The sequence below is a fragment of the Collinsella tanakaei genome, from assembly GCF_021531055.1.
Classification (GTDB): Bacteria; Actinomycetota; Coriobacteriia; order Coriobacteriales; family Coriobacteriaceae; genus Collinsella; species Collinsella tanakaei_B.
The window spans coordinates 21221-40363 of record NZ_JADYTL010000002.1; the positions used below are offsets into that span (position 1 = coordinate 21221).

The 19143-nt window shown below is 64.9% G+C and carries 16 protein-coding genes and 1 tRNA gene; 4 read left to right on the plus strand and 13 right to left on the minus strand.

Annotated features, from left to right (window positions below; translation table 11 throughout):
- Window positions 1-40: 40 nt before the first annotated feature.
- The 6 genes from I6E04_RS02200 to I6E04_RS02225 form a co-directional block, all read right to left on the minus strand.
- Window positions 41-685 (minus strand): ABC transporter ATP-binding protein, encoded by a 645-nt coding sequence (locus I6E04_RS02200; RefSeq protein WP_235421535.1) that lies wholly within the window; start codon window positions 683-685, stop codon window positions 41-43.
- Window positions 682-1689, minus strand: coding sequence for an ATP-binding cassette domain-containing protein (locus I6E04_RS02205; RefSeq protein ID WP_235421536.1), 1008 nt, complete (start codon window positions 1687-1689; stop codon window positions 682-684). The genes I6E04_RS02200 and I6E04_RS02205 overlap by 4 nt, the downstream gene beginning before the upstream one ends.
- The gene (locus tag I6E04_RS02210) at window positions 1686-2597 is read right to left on the minus strand and encodes an ABC transporter permease (RefSeq protein WP_235421537.1); all 912 of its coding nucleotides are present in this window, start codon (window positions 2595-2597) and stop codon (window positions 1686-1688) included. Before I6E04_RS02210 ends, I6E04_RS02205 begins: the two co-directional genes overlap by 4 nt.
- Window positions 2584-3618, minus strand: a complete 1035-nt coding sequence (locus I6E04_RS02215; RefSeq protein ID WP_235421538.1) for an ABC transporter permease — start codon at window positions 3616-3618, stop codon at window positions 2584-2586. The genes I6E04_RS02210 and I6E04_RS02215 overlap by 14 nt, the downstream gene beginning before the upstream one ends.
- A complete protein-coding gene (locus tag I6E04_RS02220; RefSeq protein ID WP_235421539.1) occupies window positions 3615-5276 on the minus strand; it encodes an ABC transporter substrate-binding protein in 1662 nt (553 codons plus the stop codon). The genes I6E04_RS02215 and I6E04_RS02220 overlap by 4 nt, the downstream gene beginning before the upstream one ends.
- Before the next feature lie 267 nt (window positions 5277-5543).
- Window positions 5544-6950: a CCA tRNA nucleotidyltransferase gene (locus I6E04_RS02225; protein ID WP_235421540.1), complete on the minus strand. Its 1407-nt coding sequence runs from the start codon at window positions 6948-6950 to the stop codon at window positions 5544-5546.
- A 216-nt stretch (window positions 6951-7166) separates the two neighbouring features.
- On the opposite strand from I6E04_RS02225, the gene I6E04_RS02230 reads away from it, so the two are divergent.
- From I6E04_RS02230 to I6E04_RS02240, 3 genes are all read left to right on the plus strand, one after another.
- On the plus strand, window positions 7167-7745 hold the full coding sequence (locus I6E04_RS02230) for an RNA polymerase sigma factor (protein WP_235421541.1): 579 nt from the start codon (window positions 7167-7169) through the stop codon (window positions 7743-7745).
- A 36-nt stretch (window positions 7746-7781) separates the two neighbouring features.
- Window positions 7782-8780 (plus strand): hypothetical protein, encoded by a 999-nt coding sequence (locus tag I6E04_RS02235; protein WP_235421542.1) that lies wholly within the window; start codon window positions 7782-7784, stop codon window positions 8778-8780.
- A gap of 451 nt (window positions 8781-9231) precedes the next feature.
- A complete protein-coding gene (locus tag I6E04_RS02240) occupies window positions 9232-10581 on the plus strand; it encodes an aminopeptidase C (RefSeq protein WP_235421543.1) in 1350 nt (449 codons plus the stop codon).
- Window positions 10582-10690: 109 nt separating this feature from the next.
- Here I6E04_RS02240 and I6E04_RS02245 read toward each other — a convergent pair whose 3' ends face one another.
- From I6E04_RS02245 to I6E04_RS02270, 6 genes are all read right to left on the minus strand, one after another.
- Complete coding sequence (locus tag I6E04_RS02245; RefSeq protein ID WP_235421544.1) at window positions 10691-11620, minus strand: 1-phosphofructokinase family hexose kinase; 930 nt, start codon at window positions 11618-11620, stop codon at window positions 10691-10693.
- Window positions 11621-11743: 123 nt separating this feature from the next.
- Window positions 11744-12673, minus strand: coding sequence for a 1-phosphofructokinase family hexose kinase (locus tag I6E04_RS02250; protein WP_235421545.1), 930 nt, complete (start codon window positions 12671-12673; stop codon window positions 11744-11746).
- A gap of 108 nt (window positions 12674-12781) precedes the next feature.
- Window positions 12782-14485: a phosphoenolpyruvate--protein phosphotransferase gene (gene ptsP, locus I6E04_RS02255; protein WP_235421546.1), complete on the minus strand. Its 1704-nt coding sequence runs from the start codon at window positions 14483-14485 to the stop codon at window positions 12782-12784.
- Between the two features lie 141 nt (window positions 14486-14626).
- Entirely contained in the window at window positions 14627-14890 is a 264-nt protein-coding gene (locus tag I6E04_RS02260) for an HPr family phosphocarrier protein (protein WP_235421547.1), read from the minus strand.
- A gap of 143 nt (window positions 14891-15033) precedes the next feature.
- Window positions 15034-15585: a PTS sugar transporter subunit IIA gene (locus I6E04_RS02265; protein WP_235421548.1), complete on the minus strand. Its 552-nt coding sequence runs from the start codon at window positions 15583-15585 to the stop codon at window positions 15034-15036.
- A gap of 87 nt (window positions 15586-15672) precedes the next feature.
- Window positions 15673-15749 (minus strand) — tRNA-Arg (locus tag I6E04_RS02270).
- 235 nt (window positions 15750-15984) lie between these two features.
- On the opposite strand from I6E04_RS02270, the gene I6E04_RS02275 reads away from it, so the two are divergent.
- Entirely contained in the window at window positions 15985-16935 is a 951-nt protein-coding gene (locus tag I6E04_RS02275; RefSeq protein WP_235421549.1) for a glycosyltransferase family 2 protein, read from the plus strand.
- A gap of 335 nt (window positions 16936-17270) precedes the next feature.
- Here the strand turns inward: I6E04_RS02275 and I6E04_RS02280 are convergent, their stop codons facing one another.
- Window positions 17271-19118 carry a glycosyltransferase gene (locus I6E04_RS02280; protein ID WP_235421550.1) on the minus strand — a complete coding sequence of 616 codons (1848 nt, stop codon included), beginning with the start codon at window positions 19116-19118 and terminating at the stop codon, window positions 17271-17273.
- Window positions 19119-19143 lie beyond the last annotated feature (25 nt).

The following is a 19143-nucleotide window of genomic DNA, read 5'->3' on the forward strand; positions in this document are numbered from 1 at the left end:
CGCAAGGTTCTTTTCCGAAAAACTCGAACTTGTGGACGAGTCATGAAGAGCCGACGTCAACACGGCGCGTCGCGATCCGGTCGAGCAGGGCGGGCGCGTGCGACACGACGACAAGCCCCATGTCGCGCTCCCGCGCGATCCGAAGCACCGCGTGCCACACCTCGGCCTGCGTCACCATATCGAGCATCGCCGTCATCTCGTCGCAGATCAGGTACCGCGGGGCCGCCAGCAGCGCCCGCGCGACGCAGAAGCGCATGAGCTCCCCACCGGAAAGCTCATGCGGATACCGCGACAGCCACGCCTCGCGAATCCCCACGGCATCGAGCAGGCCCTGCGAGCGTGCAAGCTCGATCGCCGCGGGCGCGGACAGATCGCACGCGCCTTCCGCAAGCGAGTTCCCCATGCGCATGCGCCCATCGAAGGCCTGCTCGGGATGCTGCCAGATCAGCTGCACGGGACGGGCACCTGCGCCGCGGCGGCCGTACAGCGGATCCCCGTCGACCACCACCTCGCCGGCATGCGGGCGCAAATACCCCGCGAGAATCCGGCAGAGCGTCGTCTTGCCGACGCCCGAAGCGCCGCACAGCGCCACACGCTCCCCCGGCGCCACGGACAGCGAGAAGCCGCGGTACAGCGGATGCCCGGCGCTATACCCAAACGAGATGCCCCGCGCCTCAAGGCTCATCGGCAATCCCCTCCATCCGACATCCCCCGCCGCACCTTCGACGGCGCCGCACCAAGGGCCCTATCACCCTCCACAACCATCCCGTGTTCCGGCATGGCATGCCACAGCGCGCGCGTGAACGGATCGCGCAGCAACTCCGGCGCGGCGAAGTTCCCCACCGCCGTCTCCTCGACCACCGTCCCGTCATGGAAGACGGCGATGCGGTCGGCCACACGCAGCGCAAGCTCGACATCATGCGTGATGAGCAGGACGCCTCCCCCGCCGTCGGCAAAACCACGCAGATCACGCAGAGCTTGAACCGCCCGCTCCATGTCGAGCCCGGGCGTCGGCTCGTCGGCGACGATGAGCTGCGGCTCGTCCATGAGGGCGCATATGAGCAGCACGCGGCGGGCCATACCGCCCGACAGCTCGTGGGGATACAGACGCTCGACCTCAGGGGAAAGCCCATAGTGCTCAAGCAGCAAGCGCATACGCTCACGGCGCTCGGCACGGCGCCGCCCGTGACACGCGCCGACGATCTGCTCCCCAACCCGCATCAGCGGATCCAGATGCGACACGCTCTGGGGCACGAGCGAGATGCCCCGTCCGCGCAGGCGCTCGAGCGCATCGGCATCCACCGCCTCGCCGTCGAACCAGATATGCCCGCTCACCAGGGTGTTTTGTTCATAGAGCCCCAGCAACGCATCGGCAAGCAGGGTCTTGCCCGAGCCGCTCGCGCCCACCACCGCCAAGATCTCGCCGCGATGCACCGAAAGCGTCACGTCGTGCAGCTGCTCGCACACGACGCGTCCCGCGCGGAAAAACGGCGCGACGGGATCGTACATGTCGAACGACACGCTCAGGTGCTCGACGGTCAACAGGTGGTGGTTGTCCGGATGCCGCGAGATCGCGGCATGGGAATGGTGATGATGGAACTCCGCATCGCCATGGGGCCCATGGGCTGACGGCGCGGCCCCGCCCATCGAGGACGACGGAGACCCGACGTGTCGCACGAGCTGCATCATGCCTGCACCCCCTCCGTCGACACCAGGCGCCGCAGCGCCGACCCGACGCGGTCGAACAACAGCACCACCGTGAGCAGCGCCGCCCCCGGAAACACCGCGAGCCACCATGAGCCGGCCGTCAGGTAGCCCATGGCCTCGGACAAGATCACGCCGATCGCCGGGGTTTCGGGCGACAGGCCGAACCCCAGAAACGTGATCGACGCCTCGTGGAGGATCGCATGGGGGAACAACAGCACCAGCCCGACCAGGTACTGCGGCAACACGTACGGCAGGGCATGGGTCGCGACGAGGCGCACGCCCCGCACGCCGAGGGCGCGCGAGCATGCCAGGTACGGCTGCTCGCGAAGCTGCAGGATCTCGGCGCGCAGCACGCGCGTCAGGCTCGGCCAGTGGGTCACCGCCACGCCGACGCACACGCCGAGCTCCCCGCGCCCCAACGCGTAGCTGATCAGCACCAGCAGCACGATGTGCGGCACGCCCATCGTAAGATCGGTCAGCCAGCTCACCGCCGCATCCGCCCGACGGCCCCCGAACGCCGCAAGGGCGGCGAGCGCGAAGGCCAGAACCGACGAGACGGCCGCGGACAAAAGGCCGATCACGATGGACGTGGAAAGCCCCGCGAGCGTCCGGGCGAGCATGTCGCGCCCCATCCAATCGGTCCCGAACGGATGCGCCGCGGAAGGGGGCAGGTTCTTGGCGGAAAAATCTGTTGCCACGGCAGCAGGCGCCAGCGCGTGCCCCACAAGCACCACAAGCGATAACGCGATGCACGCGAAGACGATGCAGGCGAGCAGAACCCGCCGACCGTTCCATACGCCATGCGGCAGCGGGGCATGGAAGACCGTTGCGGAAGCGGCGGCGGGCGCCGACCCGGCCGCGTCATCGCAGCAGGCATCATGCACGCGCACGGGACACCTCCTGCCTCATACGGGGGTCGATCGAGCCGTACAGGAGGTTGGCGACCAGGTTGCCCGCAAAGACCATGACCGTCGTCGCGAGCGCCAAGCCGACGAGCAGGGGCGCGTCGCCGCCCAGTCCGGCGGTCACGGTCGCCTGTCCGAGCCCCGGATACGAAAACACCTGCTCGACCAGAACCGACCCGCCCACGATCTCGCTCACCGAGGCGAACTGCAGCGTCACGGCAGGAAGCAGCAGGTTTCGCAAACCGTGCCGGCGCATGATCGTCCACCGCGATTCCCCGCGCGCGGCGGCGAGACGCGCATAGTCGCTAGCAAGGACATCGACGACCTTCTCGCGGGTATGCAGGGCGATGTTGGCCACCCCGGTCACCGAGAGCGCGATCGCGGGCAGCACGAGATGATGCAGGCGCTCCGCAAACGAGACGGTCACGGCGGTGCGCCCGATGGGCACCGAAAAGCCCACGGGAAACCAACCGAGCACGACGGCGAACACCATGAGCAGCACCATGGCGAGCCAAAACGTCGGCGTGGCGGAAAGAAGGTAGCAGTAGGCGCGTATCACGCGATCGAGCGCACCGCCACGTAGGGTTCCGGCAAGCACCCCGAGCACGACGCCCAAGATGCCCGAGATCGCCCACGCAGAGGCGAGCAGCAGCGCCGAGGCGGCGACGCGATCGACCACGACCTCGGCAACGGGCGCGTTGAAGCGCAGGCTGTCACCCAGGTCCCCACGGACGGCGTCGTGCGCCCACGCGGCGTAGCGCTCCCATAGCGGCGTGTCGACGCCCCAGCGCTCCTCGAGCTGCCCGCGCTTCTCCGCGCTCATGGACAGCATCGCCGCCTGCCCGGTGTTGGCCTGCACGGGGTCGATGGGAGACGCGCTCACGAGCGCGAACGTGATGAAGCTCACCGCCACCATGAGGGTGACGAGGCGCGCGAGCTGCCCGGCGACGAAGCGCACGGGGTACGGCAGCGCGATCCGGCGGGACCCGCCATGCTCCCCCGTCATGCCCAGCTCCAACGGTCGACGTTGTTGACGAGCGACCAGCCGTGCCCATGCGGATGGGGCTTCTGCGTGGCCACATCGAGCCCCTCGCGCTTGAAATACAGATGCTCGACGTTGGCGATCCAGCACCATGTCGCCGCCCCCTGGGGTGCCACGCCGTCGGTGCCGTCCCACATCGCGCGCCGCCAGTACTCATAGGATGCGTCGATGTCGGTCTGGACCAGGGCAAGATCCAGATAGCCGTCGACCGTCTCGTTCTCGTAGCAGGCGAAGTTGCCCCAACCCGTCGAGTAGTGCAGCTCATAGACCTCGACCGGCGAGTTGGATCCCCAGCCCCACAGGACGGGCTGCTCGAACTCGTGCGGGTAGATCTCGTCCCAGCTGCCACCGCGAGGCGTCACCTCGATACCGAGTTCGCCCATCTGATTGGCGAACTCGTTGGCGAGCGCTTGGCGGACCGAATCGTCGGAGGCGTACCAGATGTCGAAGGCGGCGCGGACGCCGTCGCGCGTGCGGACGCCGTCCTCCCCCGCGACCCATCCCGCCTCGTCGAGCAACGCGCACGCCCGATCGCGGTCGTAGGCGACCTCCATATCGGCGCTCGACCACGGCATGCCGTCGCCCACGCTGTAGGCGAGCTCGCCGTAACCGTCGAGCACGTGCTCGATCATCGCCTGCCGGTCGACGCCGCAGTTGATGGCGCGACGCACGGCGATGTCGCAGGTAACGTCGTTGCCCGAAGGATACTCGTTGTCGCCATCGCGCCGCGTGCCACCCGCCGGGATGCAGGGCAGCGAGATGCCGCGCGAGTCGACGCTGCGGTACGCGACGAGCTCGTAGCCGGCAAAGCGCTGCGCGGCGTGCGTCGCGTACGTGTAGGCGATATCCACCTGACCCGCCTGCACCGCCGCGAGCGCGGCGTCCTCGTCCATGAACACGACGACCACCCGTTCCATAGTCGGGGGCTCACCGTAGTAGTCGGGGTTGGCGCGAAAGATCGCCTGCTGGCCGCGGTCCCACTGCTCGAGGATATAGCGACCCGACCCGATCGGATGCGCGCCGTAGTCCTCACCGTAGGCGTGCTCGGGCACGATGCCCAAGACCGCGAGCGTGTAGAGCAGCGCGTTGTAGGGCTTGTCGAGGTACAGCTCGACGACGGTGTCCGACACCGCCACCGCCTTGTCCACCATGGACAGATCGGCCTCCGACGTGCCGCCATGCGCCACCGCGTTGACGGTGAAGGCGACGTCGCCTGCGGTCAGCGGCTCGCCGTCGGTAAAGCGGACGTCGTCGCGGATGGTGAAGGTCCACACGAGCCCGTCGTCGGAACACACGTAGTCCGTGGCGAGGTCGTTGACGAAGTTCAGGTCCTCGTCGGTCGTGATGAGCGTCGATTGGATGAGCGGTTCGTGCACATGCTCGCCGCAGCCCCAGGCAACCAGCGGATCGAACCCCGCCGCCGGCTCGCTGCCCGCGCTCATGGCGACGATGACCTGCGTCTGCGGGGCGGTGGCGCCACCGGAGGCGCTGCCGCTCCTTTGGGTGGAGGCATCATCGCGCGCCGTCGAGCAGCCCGCAAGCGCACCGGCTGCAAGCGCACCGCATGCCGTGGCGATCAGACCACGGCGCGACACCGTGCAGCGGCTCTCGTGCTGATCCATGCCGACTCCTTCGCAGAGTGTTACGAATGCTTATCATCGTATCACGCATCGGACAGCATGGTAGCCTCGGCGCACGCACACGCCAATGTAAAAATACCCCTGGGGTTTTTGAACTGCCTCCAATGTAAAATAACCCCAGGGGTTATTTTACATTGAGGTAGGCGAGCAGCTCGTCGGTCCGGTTGGGCACCGCCCCGCTCATCGACGCCTTCAGATGTAAAATAACCCCTGGGGTTATTTTACATTGCAGGGGTAATTTTACATTGGCTACAGGTCGAGGTAGGCGAGCAGTTCGTCGGTCCGGTTGGGCACCGCTCCGCTCATCGATGCCTTGAGCGCACGGCGCAGCAGCTCGCCCACGCGCGGACCCGGCTTGACGCCGGCGGCGATCAGATCGCGGCCCTTGAGGGCGAGCGTCCCCATGCTATATGCCTCATGGTTGGCGATGAGCTCGCGCACCATCTCGCGCATACGCTCGATGTCCTCGACGTAGTAGAAGCACGACGGCGCCTTGCCGAGGGCATCGGCGCGTTTGAGGTCGAACAGCTCGCCCATGAGCCGCGCGGTGTTGAGCCCCTCGCCCGAGAAGATCCGCATCACCTTGAGCAGGTCCTCGCGCTCGGCCATCATGGGCCTATCGTGATAGCGGATGAGCAGGCACGTATCGCGGATCAGGTCGTTCGAGCACGACAGCCGCCGCATGATGTCGCGCGCCATCGTGGCTCCGAGCTCCGGGTGTCCGTAGAAGTGGCCGCGACCGTTCTCGTCGACGGTAAAGGTGCCGGGCTTGCCCACATCATGCAGCAGCGCCGCCCACATGAGCGAAGGCGAGGGCGGCTGGTCGGGATCGCCGCCGTCGATGCGGAAGCGCGACAGTTCGCCGGCCACCGTGAGCACGCGGGCGATGTGCTCGTAGACATCGTAGGCATGATAGGGACTGCGCTGGTCGAAGCCACGGCAGACCGCGAGCTCGGGAATCGCGGCGCACATGAGCTCGGGATAGCGCAGCAGGGCGTCGCCGCCGTGCGCTGTCACGAGGATGCCCTCGAGCTCGATGCCCACGCGCTCGCGCGCCACGGCGTCAAGCAGCGGGGCGCAATCCGCGAGGGCCTGCGCGGTCGCAGGTTCGATGCGAAAGTCCAGACGGCAGGCGAAGCGCACCGCGCGCAGCATGCGCAGGGCGTCCTCCTCAAAACGGCGGCGGGGCTCCCCCACGGCACGGATGACCTTATGAGCGAGATCGTCCTGTCCACCATACAGGTCGAGCAGGCCGCGCTCGGGATGCCATGCCATGGCGTTCACGGTGAAGTCGCGCCGTGCGAGGTCGTCCTCCACGCACGAAGCATGCACGATGCTCTCGGGATGGCGCCCGTCGGTGTAGAAGCCGTCCAAGCGGTACGTCGTGACCTCGATGCGCTCACCGTCGACCACCGCCGTGATGCCGCCGAACTTGATGCCGGACTCCACCACCTGGATACCCGCCGCCTCGAGCGCGGCCTCGTTTTGCTGCCAGGTGCCGGCGCAGCACAGGTCGACGTCGTGACCGGATCCGCCCATGAGTGCGTCGCGCACCCAACCGCCGACGACCCAGGCCTCCAGGCCGGCCGCCTCGAGCACACGCAGCACACGCAATGCCGCGTCGGACAGGTACGTCCCGTTCAGTTGCGCTCTCATGCGAATCTCCGTCACCGTTGGTCTCTCCTGTCTTGCTCCCCGCTCCACCAAAGTATAGCGTGAGCCGGGGTCGCTGACGTCCCATGCATGCGCAAACAGGGGTCAAACGGGATTCGCCCGGTCGCCGAACCCATGAAACGCACGCACCTCCTCACTCGTATTCGATGTGAGGAGGTGATACGCATGACTAATCGCACCCCGCGAACCGAGGAGTTCATGGACCGGGCCATCGACGCGCACGGCGACGCCGTGTTCCGGCTCGCCCTGAACCAGCTGAGGAACGCAACGGATGCCCAAGACGCGGTGCAGGAAACGTTCGTACGACTGCTGACCAGCGAGACTCGCTTTGAAAACAAAACCCATCTGCGCGCCTGGCTGCTGCGCGTGGCGATCAACATCTGCCATGACATGCATAAAAGCGCTTGGAACCGCCGCGTGGATAGACTCGAGGATGACCAGCACGCCGATGCTCGCGACTCCCGTCGCTCCGCCTCTGCGGAGGAGATCGCGCTACGCACCCTGAAGGACCATCCGGTCTGGAACGCCCTTGCCGACCTTCCCGAGGACCAGCGTCTCGTCATCCATCTGGCCTATATCGAAGACCGCAGCTCCGACGAGATCGCCCAACTGCTTGGCATCAAACCGGCCACCGTGCGCACGCGGCTGTTCCGCGCGCGCACGCGCTTGCGCGAGATTCTGGGTGAAACCGGAAACGCGATCGCGCTCGCAAGGCCCCCGTGCGCCCCATCCGTCTCTCGCGGCAACGCCGCATCCCACGGCCCTCCCACGCACTGATGGATAGTCGCATACGCATCAGGAAGGAGGAAACCCATGGCAACGATCATGGACGAATATGCACAGCGAATGGCTTCTATCAAACTCACGCCCCAGATGCGTGCCGCAATCAAGCGTCGCATAGCTGACGAGCGGCCGAATCTTGCGCAGGCGGCAGCTCGCTCCCAGCCGGCAAGACGCCCGGATCGGCGCACCCATACGCGACGGCACGTCATCGCAATCGCCGCGTGCACCGCCGGTCTCGTGTTGGGATGCACCGCGCTGGGCATCCTGTGGTCACAGAAAAACCCAGCCCCGACAAATGACGGGACCGCTGACGGAGAGAAGCAGGGGGCAAGCTCGAACGATTCCGCTCTCTCGGCGAGCGAGTCCAGCTTCGTGCTGGTAGCCTACGCCGACGGCACACCCGTGGAGGACCGCGGCGACACGGTGCTCGCAGGCCCCGGCTTCATGGACTCCGTGGGCAGCTGGGACGCCGGACCCGATGACGACGGGGGCATGAGCTGCCACAACGTCTTCAACATCGATCTTCGCGCCTACGGTGACGATATCGTGCAGCTCGACTACCGCATCGACGGAGACGAGTCCGCCCAGTTCTGCTATCTGGGCAGCAGAGGCTATACAAAACCCGACGGCTCATTCGAGGAGATGCACGGCAAGGAGCTGACCATCACGCAGGATATGCTCGAGCGTATCGGGACGATCGACGGCGGCACATTCTCGCTTGAAATGACCTTCGCGCCCCCCGACGAATTTCGAGCCCTATACGAGGAATCCCACGCAACCGGCGACAGCGATGAATTCCGCTTTGAGTCCATCGCCTACGGGGCGCAGCTGCTTGCAGGAAGCATCATCACCGTAACCGCGAGTTTCGAAGACGGCACGACGCTGACCCACGAGTATCGCATAGAGCCGGTCGACGACTTCAAGGACGCGCTCATGCGAAACTCCCAAGCTTTTTTCGACAGCATCGATGCGGGAACCACCGACGAACTCGTCTGCGAGCCCCTGTTTACCATTGAGCAGCTCAGCTGACGTTTCGCACCCTGTTATCACATTGACAAGGCCCGGTTTCCGAAGGCGATAACCGGGCCTTGCGCTACGCGCGTCAGAACGCACCCGCTGGCGTTCATTGTGATTCGTCTTCTTGCTGTTATATGTCATCCGTTTCCAAAGTGAGTGTTTTATATCGGAAATATCGAGTAGGGAAACCCACGATGATGACAAAACCGCAGGTCATGTATTTGGCACTAATCGGTCTACTCGGTATTTCCGCATCAAAACACTCACTTCACAGTTGCAGCGACCGGAACCGCCCGCAAAGCGTGCATCGTCACCTCATCGCGCAATGCGACGCTCTTGAACGTCATGTGTGACTTGCCTGCCGCCGCGTGTTCTTGAAATGTGCGCCGTCGCATGGCGGTATGCTACCTGTCGGTATTGTCCATACGTCGCCGGTACGCCGGCCCACCGAAAGGAAGCGCTCATGGGTCTTGATCTTGCGATCACACCGGACGTGATCGCCGCAGCTCATCGCTCATTCAACGACAATCGCGGCAACCTGATCGCCCGCGACGCGGTCACCAGCTCGGGTATCGACGCCGCCGCGCGCAACCCGCAGGCCGCCGCACTCGCGACCACGACGTTCGACGTGCAGTTGCAGCAGGGCGACGTCACCAACCAGAAGCACTCCGGCCGCTGCTGGATGTTCGCGAGCCTGAACACCATGCGCTTCCGCATCATGAAGAAGCTCGGTCTCAAGACCTTCGAGCTCTCGCAGGCCTATCCCCTGTTCTGGGATAAGTACGAGCGCTGCAACTGGTTCTTTGAGAACATCATCGCCAGCGCCGACGAGACGCTTGACGGCCGCGAGATCGCCTACCTGCTCGCCGACCCCATGTGCGACGGCGGCCAGTGGGACATGTTCCGTTCGCTTGTGAAGAAGTACGGCGTGGTGCCGAAGGAGGCCATGCCGGAATCCTTCCACTCCTCCAACACGCATCCCATGAACCAGCGCCTGACCCGCTACCTGCGTGGCGGCGCCAAGCGTCTGCGCGACGCCCACGCCGACGGCGCCGACATCGAGGCGCTCCGCGCCATCAAGGCCGAACTCATGGAGGGCGTGTACCGCTTCCTCGCCATCTGTCTGGGAGAGCCTCCCGCGTCCTTCGACGTGCGCATCCGCGACGACAAGGGCGAGCTCAAGGCGTCGGGCACCTATACGCCGCAGGAGTTCTTCGCCGAGTTCGTCGACATGGACCTCGATGCCTACATCTCGGTCATCAACGCGCCGACCGCCGACAAGCCCTACCTGCACGCCTACACCGTCAAGTTCCTCGGCAACGTCGTCGAGGACGGCGGCGTGCGCTACGTCAACCTGCCGATCGAGTCGCTCAAGCGCGCCGCGGTCGCCCAGCTCAAAGACGGGCTGCCGGTGTGGTTCGGCTCCGACGTGGGACAGTGCTTCCTGCGCTCCGACGGCGTGCTCGACCCCGCCGTGCTCGACATCGACACGCTGTTCGACCTTCCCATCGAAGGCTGCCTCGACAAGGCCGCGCGCCTGGACTACAGCGAGTCGCTCATGACGCACGCCATGACGCTGCAGGGCGTGAACCTCGACGCCGACGGCAACCCGACCCGCTGGCGCATCGAGAACAGCTGGGGCGACGATCGCGGCAAGAAGGGCTACGACATCGCCTCGGATGAGTGGTTCAGCCAGTACGTCTACCAGATCGTCGTCGACAGGAAGTACCTCACCGACGAGGAGCTCGCCGCCTACGACAGTGAGCCCATCGAGCTCGCGCCCTGGGATCCCATGGGATCGCTCGCTTGCTAGCAGCTACTCCATCACGTGGAATAACCCCAGGGTTTTTATGCATCGGGACGCCCAAAAGGCGTCCCGATGCATAAAAACCCTGGGGTTATTCCACGTGGCCGCGCGAGGGCTAGCGGATGCGGCGTACCTCGACCTGCGAACGATACGCATCCACATGCGCGAAGTCGCCCTGACCGGCGCACTCGACCACGTTGGCCCCGGTCGCCATCGCAAACCGCAGCGCATCCTCCACGCGAGTGCGGTCGCGATACCACACCGACAGGAACGCCGCGAGCGTGGAATCGCCGGCGCATACCGTGGAAAGCACCTGCACGGGCGCGATGCAGCGCGCATACCATATGCCCGCGCCGTCGCTGAAGTACGCCCCATCGCCGCCGAGCGTCAGCAGCACGGCCCGCGCACCGGCAGCATGTAGGGCGTCCAGAGCACGTACGGCACTCGCATCGTCTCCCGCCATGACCTCGAGTCCGAAGATGTCGCGCAACTCGTCGTCATTGGGCTTGATGAGCAGCGGTCGTTCGTGCACGAGATCCGCAAGCTGCGGCGACGAGATGTCGAGCACGACATCGGCGCCGCGCTCCCCCGCCATGCGGACGACGCGCGCCAGAAAGTCGTCGGAGGTGCCCGGCGGCAGCGAACCCGAGATGGACAGGCACGTCATATCGTCGAGCGACCCGATCAGATGCAGCATCTTCCCTTCATCTGCCGGCGTGATCGCGGCGCCCGCGTTCACCATGTTGTATTCACGGTCGACGGCGTTCAAAAACACATTGACGCGCGTGATGCCCTCGGTCCATACCGGATGGACCTCCACGCCCTTGGCCCGCGCGCCGTCAACGATATAGTGGCCCGAGAAGCCCGCAAAGAACCCAAGGACGGCCGTGTCCACCCCAAAGTGATGCAGCGCGAACGAGACGTTCAACCCTTTGCCGTTGGGACTGTACACCGCGTCGCGCGTACGGGTCACGCAGTTGGGCGCAAGGCCGTCGCAGAAGATGTTGTAATCGATCGCCGGGTTGGCGGTCAGGGTGTAGATCATGGTCGCTCCTCGAAGACGGACGGCATGCAAGCCCCGTACGCCGCCCGCGCATCGCAACGAAAGCCGCCCCGCCATCGACGCACGACGGCGGGGCGGCAGCAACATACCGACTTCAGGCGCAGCTTAGCGCGTCAGCTTCTCCACGCTGATGCGACGGCTGTACTCGTCGACATGGCTGAAATCGCCCAGGCCGACGCTCTCGGCCACGTTGGCACCGGTGGCCAGCGCGAGCTTGAGCGCCTCCTCGACGTTGTCGCGGTTGTCGTACCACTTGTACAGGAACGCGGCGAGCGTGCAATCGCCGGCGCAGACGGAGGACACGAGCTTGATGTTGAACTCGCGGCGGGCGTACCAGATGTCCTCGCCGTTGGAGAAGTAGGCGCTGCCGCGGCTACCCATGGTGAGCAGGACGTTCTGGACACCGGACTCGTGCGCCAGGGCGAGGGCGCGCTTGGCGTCCTCGTGCGTGTCGATGCGCACGCCGTAGATCTCGCGCATCTCGTGGTGGTTCGGCTTGATGAGCAGCGGCTTCTTGGAGCACAGCTCCTTGAGCTTGGAGCTCGAGAGGTCGAGGACGACGTCGGCGTTGTGCGCCTGGGCGTGCGTGACGACCTGGTCGAGGAAGTCGGCGGAAGCGCGCGGCGGCACCGAACCGGACACGATCAGGCAGTCGAGGCTGCCGGCGGTGTCGAGGATCTTATAGAGCTCCTGCTCGCCCTGCGGCGTCAGCGGAGCGCCGGGATTCAGCACGCCGTACTCGTTCTCACCGTCGTTGAGGTAGGTGTTGATACGGGTGATGCCGTCGATCCAGACCGGGCGGCACAGGCAGCCCATGTTCATGGTCTCCTCGACGATGTACTTGCCCGTGAAGCCGGCGAAGAAACCGAGCGCGACGGAGTCGACGCCGAACTTCTTGAGCGCGAACGACACGTCGAGGCCCTTGCCGTTGGGCGTGTAGCTCGCGGAGCCCGAGCGGATGTTCTCGTTGGGCACGAGCGGACCGCACGAGACGGTCATGTCGACGGCCGGGTTGGCAGTGAGCGTATAGAACATATTCTCCCCTTTCCAAGGAGACCGCGCGGCCCCGGGTGCGTCCCGGTGCCACGCGGCCACGTAAAACGTTATGTGAGGCGTGTTCCAGACATAGTGTTTACGAAACGCTTACTTCTGGTTCGCCTCGAGCAGAGCCTTGACCTCGTCGGCCGTGGAGCATGCGAGCGCCTTCTCGGCAAGCTCCTGAGCCTCGGCGACGGTCCACTGCGAGATCGTCTTGCGCGTGCGCAGGATGCTGGGCGCGGAGGTGGAGAACTCCTCCATGCCCCACGCGATCAGCAGCGGCGTGAGCAGCGGATCGGACGCGGCCTCGCCGCACATACCGACCATGATGCCCTCCTTGACGCCGGCCTCGATGATGTTCTTGATGGCGCGCAGCACCGCCGGGTAGTACCAGCTGTACAGGTAGGCCACCTTGTCGTTGCCGCGGTCGGACGCCATGGTGTAACCGGTCAGGTCGTTGGTGCCGATCGAGAAGAAGTCGGCCTCCTTGGCCAGCAGGTCGGGGATGTTCGCGGAGGCCGCGGTCTCGGTCATGATACCGACCTCGATGTCCTCGTTGAACTTGTAGCCCTCCTCGCGCAGCTCGGCCTTGCAGGTCTCGACGAGCTCCTTGACGGCACGGATCTCCTCGACGCAGGTGACCATCGGAACCATGATCTTGATGTCGCCGAAGGCGCTCGCGCGCAGCAGGGCACGCAGCTGGACCTTGTACTCGTCGGGATTATCGAGGCAGTAGCGGATGGCGCGATAACCCAGGAAGGGGTTCTCCTCCTTCATGAGCTTGAGATACGGAATCTCCTTGTCGCCGCCCACATCGAGTGTGCGGATGATGACCGGGGCGCCCTTCATGGCCACGGCGACCTTGCGGTACGCGTCGAACTGCTCCTCCTCGGAGGGCAGCGACTTGGCATCCATGAACAGGAACTCGGAACGGAACAGGCCGATGGCCTCGGCGTCGTGATCGAGCGCGCCCTTCACGTCATCGGGGTTGCCGATATTGCAGGCCATGACCTTCTTGTAGCCGTCGGCGGTGATCGTCGGCTTGCCGCGGAAGGCCTCGAGCGCCTGCTTCTCGGCCTTGAAGTCCTCGGCGCGCTTGGTGTAGTCGGCCAGCGTCGCCTCGTCGGGATCGGCGATGACGGCGCCCTTGGAGCCGTCGATGATCGCGGTCATGCCGTTGTGCAGCGCACCGCAGGCGTTGGAGACCGACAGGACCGCCGGGATCTCGAGGGCGCGGGCGATGATCGCGGAATGCGAGGTGCGACCGCCGACCTCGGTGACGATGCCGGCGACGTTCTTCTTGTCGATCGTGGCCGTCATGGACGGGGTCAGGTCATGGATGACGATGACGGTGCCCTCGGGCAGGACGGACAGGTCGACGAGCGCGCGACCCAGCAGCTCGGCGAGGATGCCGGTGCGGATGTCGGCGATGTCGGCGGCGCGCAGACGGAAGACCTCGTCGTCCATGGACAGGAACATGTTCTCGAACATCGTGCTGGTCTCGGTCAGGGCCTGCTCGGCGCAGGTGCCGCCGTCGATGGACGCCATGATGGCGCCACCGAGCTCAGGATCCTGGGCGAGCGTCACATGGCCGTACATGATCTCGGCCTCGGCCTCGCCGACGCTGGTCTTCATGTGCTCGGCCTGGGCCTCGGTCTTGGCGCAGAACGTGTCGAGCGCCGCCTGGAAGCGAGCCTTCTCGGCCTCGGTGTCCTCGACCGTATGCGGCGTGAACGTCAGATCGGGCTCGACGGCGACGACGACGGTGCCGATGCCGATGCCCTCGGATGCGTTAACTCCCTCGTACATTGAACTTCCTCTCCATGCTTGCCCAGCGCAGCGCGCCGGGCCCCCTGCAAAGAACGCGGGCGCCGCGAGCCCGCGACACCCGCGTCCAATATACCCTGATGGGAGGCCCTCAACGTGGAAGGCCGTATGATGTGGGATAGGCTACTCGCCCAGACCGCTCTTGATAAGGTCGATGGCGGCGGTGAGCGCCTCGTTCTCGTCGGCGCCGTCGCAGCGGATCTCAACCTCGGTACCGCACGGGATACCGGCGGCCATGAGCGCCATGGGGCTCTTGCCGTTCACGTCCTTGTCGGTGGTGTGCACGATCACGTCGCAGGCGAACTTGCCCATCGTGGAGGCGAACAGGCCGGCGGGACGCATGTGCAGACCCTGCGGATTGATGAGGGTGACCTTCTCAGAAACCATACTGGACTCTCCTTTGCCAACTGTACGCGCTCTCGATACCTAACGAAGCGCGATAAAGTACGTGGATAGTTTACCGCATCGGCGCGTAAATGATGCGCAGAACGACGAGTGCGGCAAAAACGGCCCCAACGGTATGGTACGCGTTACATGAGTCGGGCGTTGATCGCCGCGGCGAGCCCCGCGGGGTCATCGCAGGACTTGACCTGATCGCGGAACGCCTCGTCCATGAGCGCCTCGGTGACCTGCGAGAGCAGGCGCAGATGGGTGGTGCCGCCCGCCGTGTCGGGAATGAGCAGCGCGATGGCGATGCGCACCGGCAGCTCGTCCATCGTGTCCCAACCCGTGACGCCGACGCGATCCTTGGCGATGAGGACCGCCGTGCGCTCGATGGTCGCCGACTTAGCATGCGGAATCGCGAAGCCGTCCATCATGCCGGTCGTCCCCTCCGCCTCGCGCTTGAGGAACGCCTGCATAAGCGCCTCGGCGTCGCGTGCCAGCCCGAGCGAGACGGCCTGTTCGGACAAAAAGCGCAACATGTCGTCGCGATCGCCGAGCGCAAGACCGCAGAACACGTGACCCTCGGGGACGAGGGCGTCGGCCTCGCCTCCGCGATCCGCCCTCAATCCGGCAAGCGCGGACTGGGCCTTCTCGGCAAGCGAGCTCGTGGCGGCGGCGATGTCAATGGAATCGTTCACGGTCGGTACCTCCCGGCTCAAGTACACCCGGGTACACGCCCCGGGAATATGCAAAAGCCGGACACACGGTCCGGCCTGCGGTTTTTATGGTGCGCCATGTCGGATTCGAACCAACGACCTTAGGATTAGAAGTCCTCTGCTCTATCCAGCTGAGCTAATGGCGCATGCGAGTCAAGTATAGACGATTGCTCGCCAAAGGGTAGGCCCGAGTCCGGGTACCCGAACGCGTCCTCGCGCGCCGGATCAGGCGGAAACCGCACGGCAACGCCCGGAATCGAACACGTGTCGACATTTGCGACGATATCCTACGCACTTCCTTGCGATTTTCTTACGGCGGATATCGGGACGCAGCACGCGGGAACCAGATGATTCGATCCGACCACCTGGATTGGAGTCGTCATGGACACTGCAGCTTCGCGGCCCTCGATCGCCGTGCTCATCCCCTGCTATAACGAAGAGATCACCGTCGCCAAGGTCGTGCGTGACTTCGCACGCGAGCTTCCCGAGGCGGTCATCTACGTGTACGACAACAACTCGACCGACCGCACCGCCGCACTCGCGCGCGAGGCGGGTGCCGTCGTGCAGCCCGAATCGCGCCAGGGCAAGGGCAACGTCGTACGCCAGATGTTCCGCGACATCGAAGCCGATTGCTACCTCATGGTCGACGGCGACGACACCTATCCCGCCAGCGCCGCCCGTGACCTGTGCGACCCCATCCTCGCGGGCGAAGCCGACATGACCGTCGGAGACCGTCTCTCCAACGGCACCTATGCCGAGCAGAACAAGCGCGCCTTCCACGGCTTTGGCAACGATCTGGTACGCGTCATGATCAAGTGGATCTACGGATACGCGTTCGATGACGTCATGACGGGCTATCGCGCGTTCTCGCGGGCCTTCGTCAAAACGTTCCCTGTCCTCTCGGAAGGCTTCCAGATCGAAACCGAGCTGTCCATCCACGCGGTCGACCGGCGCTGGCGCATCCTCGACGTGCCCATCGTCTATCGCGACCGCCCCGCGGAATCGCACTCCAAGCTCTCGACGGTCTCGGATGGGATCAAGGTGCTGCACACGATCGGGACCCTGTTCAAGAACTACCGCCCTCTGAAGTTCTTCACGCTCGTATCCTTGGCGTTTTTGCTGCTCGGCCTCATCGCGGGGATACCCGTCGTCATGGAGTTCCTCCGCACCGGACTCGTCCCGCGGATCCCGACGACCATTCTGGCAGCGTCACTCGTCTTTCTGTGCGGCCTATCGCTTGCAACGGGACTCGTGCTGGACTCCGTCGCCAAGGTCGATCGCAAGCAGTGGGAGCTTTCCGTGCTGCGCGAGGAGGAGCACGACCACCGATAGCGCGGAGACGGGCTCTCGGCGGCCTCGGGCCCATGTCCCAAGGCCGCCGAAAACGTTCGTTTCCTCGCTGGGTTACAAAATCGCACACTTTCTAGTTGAAAATCCGCTCTGCATACGCTTTAGGCGCACCAGCACGATACCCTGGACAGTCCATGCAGGCGCTTTTGCCCTTTGCGTGCGCCATTCACATGCCTAGTACTAATAGCTCTAACGTGCCATACGTAAGATGCATGGATAACACTTCGACCAAAGGCCAGAGAAACTAGAAACTACGCTTTTTTGGCACTCGCCACCGAAGTGAATTTTCAGCCACCCAAATTCTATGCAATCTTTTATTAAAGGCCCAGATAGCGTATCCAAAACTCACGCGACGTCAGATACGGTCGGGCTTCTTTCCATGCCCGCCGCACGCGACCGCGCTCCACGCGGTACCGGCGCAGCAGCATGCGCTCACGCGTGCGGATGGCGCGGAATCGCGCGCGGTCCATATGCCTGATCACGCCACGCGTACGCGTCGGATCGAGCACGACGAGCGTCGCGCACCCCGTCGAATCGCCCTCCAAAACCGTATGCCCGTGCTTGACCACGTACCCGGGCTTTTTCTTGAGTAACGACGGCGGCAGATAGTGCTTGTCGTAGGGCACGGTCCGCCATAAGCGCATCAACGGATGGGACGGACGCGGCAACAAGCCGGTGCAGCCGAGAACCTCCTGGGTGACGCCCGCGTCGCGCAGGAGCATCGGATCGAGGTCCGTCACGGCTTCCATCCGCTCGTTGCGCGCGCCGAGCTGCGCCAGGAGCGCGGCGCCGTCAAGATCGCGCAGATAGTCGGGGCCTTTCAGATAGTCCTCCACACCGTCGAGCAAGAGCTCGGCCGAACGGTAATCCAAGTCTCGCAGGTCCTGCCTGATCGTACGGCGCAGCCGAGCGATGAACATCACGTCGGACGCACAGCCGTCCATCGCCATCGTCGCGAGGAAATTCCGCACGTATTGATAGCAGTCGACCGACGCGCGGAAGCGCCCCTCAAAGCCCTCGTGCCACACGCCGATGCCGATCATGGTCATGAAGGTCGGGTCGTTGCGCACGCCGAACTCCACATCGTCGCAGCGGATGAAAAACGGCATGGGCAGCCCCCGATCGCGAATCACCTCGACGGGGATGCAGCTGTACCACCACGCGCCGTACGCGCGCGGCACCTCCACCGACGTGCGCTCGCAGCGCACAATGCCCGCAAGCTCACCCACGTCGAGGTCTTCCTTCACGCGACGGTACATCCCCGACCGCAACACGTAGGACACGTCCTCGTACAGACGCGTCGGATCCTCGAGCGCGAGCATCGCCCCGTTCACGAAGGCCGTACGATACACGCCGCGCGCAAGCATGAGCAGCGCGTAGGTGCGGATCAGGCTCTCGGGAATGATACGCACGTCGTCGTCCATCACGAGCACGTGCGTGAACGCTCCGGGCTCCTCGGTCGCTGCGAGCATGCCGCGCGCGAAACCGCCCGCACCGCCGACGTTGCGGTTGGGAAGCACCGTGACCATATCGTCCGAAAGCGCGGCGGCATCGAGCGTGCGCCCATTGTCGACCACGAACATATGGAAGTTCGCCTCGACCGGGTCGCCCTCCTCGCGTATCGCACGGCGCACGCGTTCGATGTTCTCTGTCACGTAGGATTCCTTGCAAAACGTCGTGGTGACCAGCGCGAGCCGCGGCGTGTTCACGCGATCGCGCTCGACCGTGGCATGCCACCAGGCGCGCACGAGCCCCATCGTCGCGCCGCTCTTCGGCACGAGCGCGAACCCCACTAGGTCGAACGGCGCACACACGACCTCGATCTCGAGGCGCCGCACCGCACCTGCGGCTGTATCCACCTCGACCACGTCGACAACCTTCGGCACGTCCGACCCTTGCTCGACGCCGAGGACCTCGATGGAGCCCGATCCCGACACCTCGGCATGGAGCCATGCCGTCTCGATGCCCGCGTACGCGCGCCACTTGCATGCCGAAAGCGCGTTGAGGTACGTCAGGAAGTCCACGCGCCCGCGTGCCGTCAAGCCTGCCGACGGGCCATCGACGGACACCGCACCCGGAGCCGCACGAAAGTACAGCTCCGGGTGCCGCGCTGCATGGTCATCCGGATACAGCAGGATATTGCCGAGCTTACAATCGACGGTCATGTGAGCATCTCCAAACATATGCGGC

Coding starts and splice junctions, on each gene's coding strand:
- I6E04_RS02200 (WP_235421535.1), bottom strand. CDS start 685: ATGAGCCTTGAGGCGCGGGGCATCTCGTTTGGGTATAGCGCCGGGCAT.
- I6E04_RS02205 (WP_235421536.1), bottom strand. CDS start 1,689: ATGATGCAGCTCGTGCGACACGTCGGGTCTCCGTCGTCCTCGATGGGC.
- I6E04_RS02215 (WP_235421538.1), bottom strand. CDS start 3,618: ATGACGGGGGAGCATGGCGGGTCCCGCCGGATCGCGCTGCCGTACCCC.
- I6E04_RS02220 (WP_235421539.1), bottom strand. CDS start 5,276: ATGGATCAGCACGAGAGCCGCTGCACGGTGTCGCGCCGTGGTCTGATC.
- I6E04_RS02225 (WP_235421540.1), bottom strand. CDS start 6,950: ATGAGAGCGCAACTGAACGGGACGTACCTGTCCGACGCGGCATTGCGT.
- I6E04_RS02230 (WP_235421541.1), top strand. CDS start 7,167: ATGGACCGGGCCATCGACGCGCACGGCGACGCCGTGTTCCGGCTCGCC.
- I6E04_RS02235 (WP_235421542.1), top strand. CDS start 7,782: ATGGCAACGATCATGGACGAATATGCACAGCGAATGGCTTCTATCAAA.
- I6E04_RS02240 (WP_235421543.1), top strand. CDS start 9,232: ATGGGTCTTGATCTTGCGATCACACCGGACGTGATCGCCGCAGCTCAT.
- I6E04_RS02245 (WP_235421544.1), bottom strand. CDS start 11,620: ATGATCTACACCCTGACCGCCAACCCGGCGATCGATTACAACATCTTC.
- I6E04_RS02250 (WP_235421545.1), bottom strand. CDS start 12,673: ATGTTCTATACGCTCACTGCCAACCCGGCCGTCGACATGACCGTCTCG.
- ptsP (WP_235421546.1), bottom strand. CDS start 14,485: ATGTACGAGGGAGTTAACGCATCCGAGGGCATCGGCATCGGCACCGTC.
- I6E04_RS02260 (WP_235421547.1), bottom strand. CDS start 14,890: ATGGTTTCTGAGAAGGTCACCCTCATCAATCCGCAGGGTCTGCACATG.
- I6E04_RS02275 (WP_235421549.1), top strand. CDS start 15,985: ATGGACACTGCAGCTTCGCGGCCCTCGATCGCCGTGCTCATCCCCTGC.
- I6E04_RS02280 (WP_235421550.1), bottom strand. CDS start 19,118: ATGACCGTCGATTGTAAGCTCGGCAATATCCTGCTGTATCCGGATGAC.